This is a genomic window from Porphyromonas uenonis 60-3 (genome assembly GCF_000174775.1).
In the GTDB taxonomy this organism is placed as follows: domain Bacteria; phylum Bacteroidota; class Bacteroidia; order Bacteroidales; family Porphyromonadaceae; genus Porphyromonas; species Porphyromonas uenonis_A.
This window is the reverse complement of record NZ_ACLR01000051.1, coordinates 1-963: the sequence shown is the minus strand read 5'-3', so window position 1 is coordinate 963 and position 963 is coordinate 1. Positions and strand designations below refer to the sequence as shown.

Annotated in this window: 1 protein-coding gene; it reads right to left on the bottom strand. The window is 43.3% G+C overall.

Annotated features, from left to right (window positions below):
• Positions 1 to 180 (bottom strand): hypothetical protein (locus PORUE0001_RS10810; protein ID WP_232501385.1); only part of this gene is annotated, 180 nt, incomplete at its 3' end.
• Positions 181 to 963 lie beyond the last annotated feature (783 nt).

The following is a 963-nucleotide window of genomic DNA, read 5'->3' as shown; positions in this document are numbered from 1 at the left end:
AGCCGTTGCCACAACCTTGTTATTAACCAAATAGCAAGGTCGGACAGAGTAGCCAACTTGTCCTAAGCTAGCTCGCTCGCCCTGTACATACAGTCGTATCATAATAGGGCTATCGCCTTGATAGCTCTTGTTATGCCTCGTGTAGTAGCGGACTTTTACGTCCAAGTCTAATCTCTTCATCACGAACATTGTTAGTTAGTAGTTTGGTGATGAAGAGAAAGTGTTCAAAACACCTTACATCTTAGTCTTAGAAAATCTAAATGTAGCCATTTTGTAGCCAAGCACACATTAAGTCTGTGAAACACTTACACAAGACGCTGGTATACAAATGGCTACGTAAACCCCTGTAAAGGCTAACTAGCAACTTTCATCGTAGAAGCAGACTATCAACTCGCCTCTGTCAAAAGAATGTAACCAAATAGCTGTCAGCAATATACCAGCAAAATCACACTACCCTAAAACAGCACATTTCATTCTTCGGAAGAAAGATTTCGAAGTTCCGAAGAATTTGTCCGTTCCTCGCTGGATAATTAAGGATATCCACGGAGGAATCTCTCAATTTCCTTGACAGTGGCGTAGAGCTGAGACGTATATTAGTAGTAGGATGTCCTCCTCAGTTTCGCCATCTGTGAGGAGAATGTAGTTTCATACGGGAGAAACTGGAGTTTCATGCGGGAGAAACTGGAGTTTCATGCGGGAGAAACTGGAGTTTCACCTGGGAGAAACAAAATTGCCACACGTATGAAACTAGAGTTCCATAGGTGTTGTCCTCTTCCTGAAAAAAGTACACAGTTGGGAAGGTGTTACTGAGATGGTACACGGGTTATTTTTGTTAGTCCTGTGAGTGTACTCATCTGTTAGTTTTGCTCCTGCTGGGGTACACGACTTGTGGTCGTTTTTACTGCGGAGGTACACAAAGATAGCTCTTTGTTGGGAGTTAAGCGGCATGGGCTCGGAGCTTTG